At 73.5% G+C, this 6,027-nt stretch carries 4 protein-coding genes; 2 read left to right on the top strand and 2 right to left on the bottom strand.

All coding sequences use genetic code 11. The features are described 5' to 3' along the window. Positions 1–26: 26 nt before the first annotated feature. Together OG335_RS35680 and OG335_RS35685 are read right to left on the bottom strand one after the other, a co-directional pair. Entirely contained in the window at positions 27–995 is a 969-nt protein-coding gene (locus tag OG335_RS35680) for an ABC transporter permease (RefSeq protein WP_405009739.1), read from the bottom strand. 12 nt (positions 996–1,007) lie between these two features. Next, positions 1,008–2,588, bottom strand: coding sequence for an ABC transporter substrate-binding protein (locus tag OG335_RS35685; protein ID WP_405009738.1), 1,581 nt, complete (start codon positions 2,586–2,588; stop codon positions 1,008–1,010). A 542-nt stretch (positions 2,589–3,130) separates the two neighbouring features. Here OG335_RS35685 and OG335_RS35690 point away from each other — a divergent pair. Both OG335_RS35690 and OG335_RS35695 read left to right on the top strand, forming a co-directional pair. Continuing rightward, the gene (locus tag OG335_RS35690; protein WP_405009737.1) at positions 3,131–3,481 is read left to right on the top strand and encodes a DUF5132 domain-containing protein; all 351 of its coding nucleotides are present in this window, start codon (positions 3,131–3,133) and stop codon (positions 3,479–3,481) included. Positions 3,482–3,672: 191 nt separating this feature from the next. After that, the gene (locus OG335_RS35695) at positions 3,673–5,970 is read left to right on the top strand and encodes an ABC transporter ATP-binding protein (protein WP_405009736.1); all 2,298 of its coding nucleotides are present in this window, start codon (positions 3,673–3,675) and stop codon (positions 5,968–5,970) included. Positions 5,971–6,027 lie beyond the last annotated feature (57 nt).

Here is a 6,027-nt window from a genome sequence, read left to right on the forward strand (position 1 = left end):
CCGGAGGCCGGGTGGAAGGCTCATGGTCACATCTCCCGGATCGCCGAACGGGGGTCGAGCACGGCGAGCAGCACGTCGACCAGGAGGCCGGCGAGCAGCACGGCGGTGCCCAGCACCAGCACCACGGCCTGGACCACCGGGTAGTCCTGGGCGACCACGGACTGGGCCATGGCGGAGCCGATGCCGGGCCAGGCGAAGACCTTCTCGACCAGCACGGTGCCGGCGATCAGGGCGGGTAGCAGGTTCCCGGCGACGGTGAGTGCGGCAGCGGCCGTGTTCGGTGCCGCGTGGCAGAGGTAGCGGCGCGCGCGGGACAGCCGTTTGCTGCGCGCGGTGCGCAGGTAGTCCTCGTCCAGCACCTTCAGTGCCTCCACCCGCACGATGCGCAGCAGGACGGCGGTGGGGGCGAGCGCGAGCGCGAGGACGGGCAGCACGAAGGACTCGGCGCCGGTCGCGCCGGCCACCGGGAGCAGTCGGAGGCCGACGGCGAGCAACGCGGTGAGTCCGGTGGCCAGGACGAAGTCCGGTACTCCGGCCACGGCGGCGGTGGCCACGGTGAACACGAGCTCGGTGCGCGGGCGGCGGCCGTCGCGGGTGCGGACGGCGGCCAGCAGGCCGCCGGGCAGTGCGACGGCGAGGGTGGCCAGAAAGGCGAGCCCGGCGATCTCCAGCGTGGCCGGCAGCCGGCCGCGGACCAGTTCCGCGACCGGTGTCCCGGTGATCAGCGAGGTGCCGAGGTCGCCGTGCAGGAGGCCGCCGAGGTAGTGCCGGTACTGGGACAGGAAGGGCGTGTCGAGCCCGAGGGCGTGCCGGCGGGCGGCCACCAGGTCGGGGGCGGCGTCGACGCCGAGCGCGGCCCGGACCGGATCGCCGGGGATGAGGCGGACCATCGCGAACGACGCGGTGAGCACGGCCGCGAGGGAGAGGAGCAGCCGGATGCTGCGGCGGCCGAGGAACACCGTCCAGGGGTGCCGCAGCAGCTGGGGTACGGACATGGTGGCCCCGGGTCACTCGTGGAGGCGGATGCTGGTGGGAACGAGCTGGCCGCCGAAGGTGGTGGTGAAGGTGGTGCGGTAGCCGTACACACTGCTCCGCCCCTCGGCGATCGGCAGCGCGTCGGCCGAGCGGAAGAGCGAGGCGGCGGCGCGGTTCCAGGTGTCGCAGCCCGCCGTGTCGGTCTCCCGGAGGGCCCGGGCGACCAGGGCGTCGTACTCGGGGTTGGCCACGGCCGCGAAGTTGAGGCCCCGGGCGGGGGTGGGGCCGGAGAAGAAGGGGACGAAGCCGACCGGCAGGGCGAAGCCCGGGGTGCTGCCGACCACCACGTCGAAGTCGGCGCTCCGGTACATGGCGTTGACGAGGGCGGGCAGGCTCTCGGTGACCAGCTCGACCTCGGCACCGAGCGCCGTCCACTCCCGGGCCATCAGCTCGGCGACGGAGGCGAGGGTCGGGCCGAGGTCGGAACTGGTGATCAGGCGGAGCCGGAGCGGTCGGCCGTCCTTGGTCGGCGGGCCGTGGGCGGAGCGGGTCCAGCCGGCGGCGCGCAGGGCCTCGGTGGCGTCCTGCGCGGGCAGGTTGGCGTCGGCGAGGTCGGCGTGGCAGACGGCGCCCACCGCGCCGAAGTCGGTGGCGGGGCTGCCGGTGCCGCCGACGGCGACGTTGGCGAGCCCCTGGCGGTCGAGGGCGGAGACCAGGGCGCGGCGCAGCGCCGGATCGGCGAGTGCCCGGCCGGGGCGCTGGTTGAAGAAGGTCAGCCCGATGACGGTCGCCACGTCGGTGGTCGCCAGGCCGCGGCCGGTGAGCCGGGCCCGCTCGGGCCCGCTCACGCCCGCGATGTCGACGCCGCCGGTGAGCAGCAGGTTCGCCACCGTGGAGGCCTGGGGCACCACCGAGATGACGACCCGCGCGGGGAGCCCGGGCACGGCGGTCGTCGCCCCGGCGGGCCCCCAGGCGTAGCCCTCGCGGACGGTGAACTCGTACGGCCCGCCGGGGGTGTAGCGGGTCAGCACGTAGGGGCCGGTGCCCCGGGTGGCGCGGTCCAGCGCACGGGGCCGGTCGAGGCCGGCGGGGCAGACGATCGGCAGCAGGCCGAGGGTGCGGGTGAGGAACGGGAAGGGGGCGGCGGCGTTCACCGACACCGTGCCCGTCCCGTCGTCGGCGCTCGCGGTGAACGGAACGTCCGGGAGGACCGTCCGGGCGCCGGCGAGCTGGTGGGCCGGGTCGCCCGCGTAGGTGAGTGACCCGGCCACGGCCGAGGCGGTGAGGGGGGTGCCGTCGGAGCAGGTGATGCCCGGGCGGAGGGTGAAGACGGCCGCGGTGGCCGTGGCCTGCCAGGAGGAGGCCAGGCCGGTGACCAGGGTGCCGTCGGGGGCGAGATTGACCAGCGAGTCGTAGGCGTAGCGGGCGTGGGAGGCGCCGAAGGCCGAGTACGGGTCGAAGCTCGGCGTCTCGCTGGACTCGGCGATCCGGACGGTGACGCGGTCCGCCAGGGGGGTGGTCGTCGAGGAGGCGGCGCCGCCGCAGCCGCCCAGTGCGAGGGCCGAGGCGGTGAGGGCGGCTGTCAGGACGACCGGCGGGGTACGTCGGGGCATGACGTCATGGTGTCACCGGGTCCTGGTCGTGGTGAATCAACTGACGTGCACGGCAGAAGTGTTCGAGCATCCGAAGGTGCCTGGTGGCTGGGCCGCGAGCCGTCCGGGGCGGCGGGGCGGGCGATCCTCGTTCACCCTCACGAGGGGGTGGCGGGGCTCGCTGCCGCGAGTCCGACGGGGGCGGGAAGCCGCCGTTCCCGGGGGCTGCGGCGGTGGGCGGCGCGGCAATGTGATGCTCATTCGAAGCGGATAACCGGGTCATAGTACAAAATGGCGTTCGAGTGCGCGGGGATTCGAATTTCACGGGAAAGTCGTGACCACTCGCACGAGTGAACCCGGCCGAATCCATTTGGCTCAGGCCGGCATGGTTCGAGTACGGTGGCCACGGGATCGGACGGCGCGTTCCGGTGTCCGGGAAGCCGATTCGTTAGGTGATTCCCGGATTCCGAGATGGAATGCTTCCATCCGCCCGGCTGTGCGCTGCTCCGGTGTTCGCCGTGCCCGGGTTCCCTGTCATACATGCGTAGAGAGGACGGAGCATCATGCCACCCCTGGTACCCCCATTCCTGGTCGGTCTCATCGTCGCGCCGCTGGCCAAGCGACTTCTCAAGCCACTGGTGCGCGGAGTCGTCAAGACATCCGTCGGCATCGCGATGGAGGTGAAGAAGGCGGCCCAGGAGGCCGGGGAGAACATCCACGATCTCGCGGCGGAAGTGGCCGCCGACGTGGTGGCCGCCCAGATCGCCGCCGATGAAATCGAGGACCACTCCGGTGACGGCCGGCACGCCGCCGGGAACGGTGCCAAGGGAGGGGCTGTTGGCCACGCCGAGGGGGACGCGAGGACCCCGAAGATCCGGGCGACCGCCGGCACCGCCGCCGGAAAGTCGCACTGACGGTCCGTGAGGACCGCGGCCGCCGCCAGGCGCGCCCGCCGATCGAGTTCGGCGGAACGCGCCCCGGCGGCGGCCGTTCGCAGGCCGTTCGGCCGCAACAGAACCGCTCTCCAGAATCTCCCGCTCCGTCGCCGTGATCCGTCGTTCCCGTGACAGTTCTCCGTGACCTCCGCAAACAGGTGATCGTACACATGCCATCGCTACGAGGTGCCGCAGCCGGATTCGGCTCCGTGGAACCGGGCGCGAGCCCCCGCTCGGTCACCCCGGGCCGCCAGCGCTGGGACGTCAGGCTGGTGCTCGGACGGCCCCGGACGGCCGAGGCCCTCGCCGCCGCGCTGCGCCGCGTTCCCGGGATCACCGAGGCCCGGGCCAACCCGGTCACCGGCGGGGTGCTCGTCCGGCACGACGCGCGGCTGCGCGCCGCGGAGGTCGGCCGGATCGTCCGCAGGGTCGTCGCCCGGGTCGCGGAGGATCCGACCGGGGCGCGAGGCCAGGCGCCGGCCCGGCCCGCCTCGGCGTCGGCCCCGCAGACGGGCCGCGGCCTGGTCGTGCGCCCCGTGCTCGCCGTCGGCGGCGGGGTCGCGGCCGGGGTCGCGCTGATCAGAGGATCGGCCTTGAGCAGGCAGCTGGTGGCGGTGGGAGGGGTGGCCGTGGCGACCGCGGTCGTCCTGCGGAAGGCATGGAACAGAACGGTCGACGCGCCCCGGGACGCGGCCGCGCCTGGCACCGAACGCCACCCCCTGCTGGAGATCGTCGGACCGCACCGCCGCCGCCTCCACCGGGCCGCCGCCCTGTCCGTCGCCTGCCAGGCCGCGGAAGTGGCACTCGGCACCTTCCTCGGATGGACCGGCCTGGTCCTCATCAAGGGTGAGGCGGCTCCCCTGGTCAGCCTCGGCCTGACCACGGCCTCCGCCCAGCTCTGGGGGCTGGCCGGGCTGGTGGCTGCCGCCTGCGCCGCGGTGGCGGGCCTCTCGTACGCCTCGAACCTCCAGTGGCGCCGACTCGGCCAGGACATCGAGCACGACTGGCGCGGACGCACCTACCGACACGTCCAGCACCTCGAACTGGGACACCTGGAGGGCGAGCGGACCAGCCGGGTGGCCGGCGCGCTCACCAACGACGTCGGCCAGCTGGGCGCCTTCTTCGCCGGCCCGGCCAACGACGTGCTGCAACTCGGCACCAGCCTGGCCCTCCTGGTACCGGCGTTCCTCCTGCTGGCACCGCAGATCGCGTGGATCGCGTTCCTGCCGATCCCGGTCATCGCCTGGCTCTCGCTGCACCACCAGGACAAGGCCGCCGCAGACTACGCCGCCGCCGGCGAGCACCGGGCCAGGCTGGGCAGCCAGGTGATCAACTCGCTCGAAGCCGGCGCGACCGTCAAGAGCTTCTGCACCGAGGACTACGAGGCCGAGCGCATCGACGGGCTGAGCGAGGAGGTCCAGGAGAGCGGTCGGCAGACCGATCGGAGCACGATCCGCCACGCCGAGACCGTCCGGGCCTGCACCACCGCGTCGATGGCCGGCACCCTGCTGATCGGCGGCCGTGCGGTGCTCGACGGCACCCTGCGCTTCGAGGTGTTCAGCCCGCTGATCGGGCTGCCCCAGATGCTGCTGATGCGGATGAGCCGGCTCGGCGGCATCGCCGACCAGTACCAGCGCACCCTCGCCTCCTACGACCGGGTCCAGCGGCTGCGTGCCCTGCCCGTCGAGGCGGACGGCGGCGACGGGACACTCGACCCCGCGGACGTGCGGGGCGAGATCGTCCTCGACGGGGTCACCTTCGCCTACCCCGGCCGACCGGCGACCCTGGAGAACCTCTCGCTGACCATCCGGGCCGGGCAGGTGACCGCCCTGGTGGGTGCCACCGGATCGGGCAAGACGACGATCGCCAGACTGCTGATGCGCTTCCAGGACGCGGAGTCCGGCCGGGTGCTGCTCGACGGACAGGACGTCCGGGACCTGCGGCGGCACGACCTGCGCCGCGCCATCGGCTTCGTCGCCCAGGACCCGTTCCTCTTCGACGGGAGCATCGCCGACAACATCCGCTACGGCAGCTTCGGAGCCCCGGACGAGGCCGTGGTCCAGGCCGCCGCCATGGCCGAGGCGCACACCTTCATCGCGACGCTGCCGGACGGCTACGACACCCTGATCGGCGAACGCGGCACCGCGCTCTCCGGCGGCCAGCGGCAGCGGATCGCCCTGGCGCGCGCGATCCTCAAGGACTCGCCGGTCGTCATCCTCGACGAGGCCACCTCCGCCGTGGACAACGAGACCGAGGCCGCCATCCAGCGCACACTGCGCAGCTTCGCGTCCGACCGGACGATGGTCGTCATCGCCCACCGCCTCTCCACGGTCCGCCACGTCGACCGGATCTACGTCATGGACAAGGGCGGCATCGTCGCCGAACAGGGCACCCACGACGAACTCCTCGCCCAGCACGGACTCTACGCATCCCTCTGGCAGCTCCAGGCCGGCGAACTCGCCGCCTGACCGTACAGAGCCGCCCCCCGGCCGCCGACCGCGTGACGCCACCGCGGTCGGCGCGGC

Source organism: Kitasatospora sp. NBC_01539 (assembly GCF_045040525.1).
In the GTDB taxonomy this organism is placed as follows: Bacteria; Actinomycetota; Actinomycetes; order Streptomycetales; family Streptomycetaceae; genus Kitasatospora.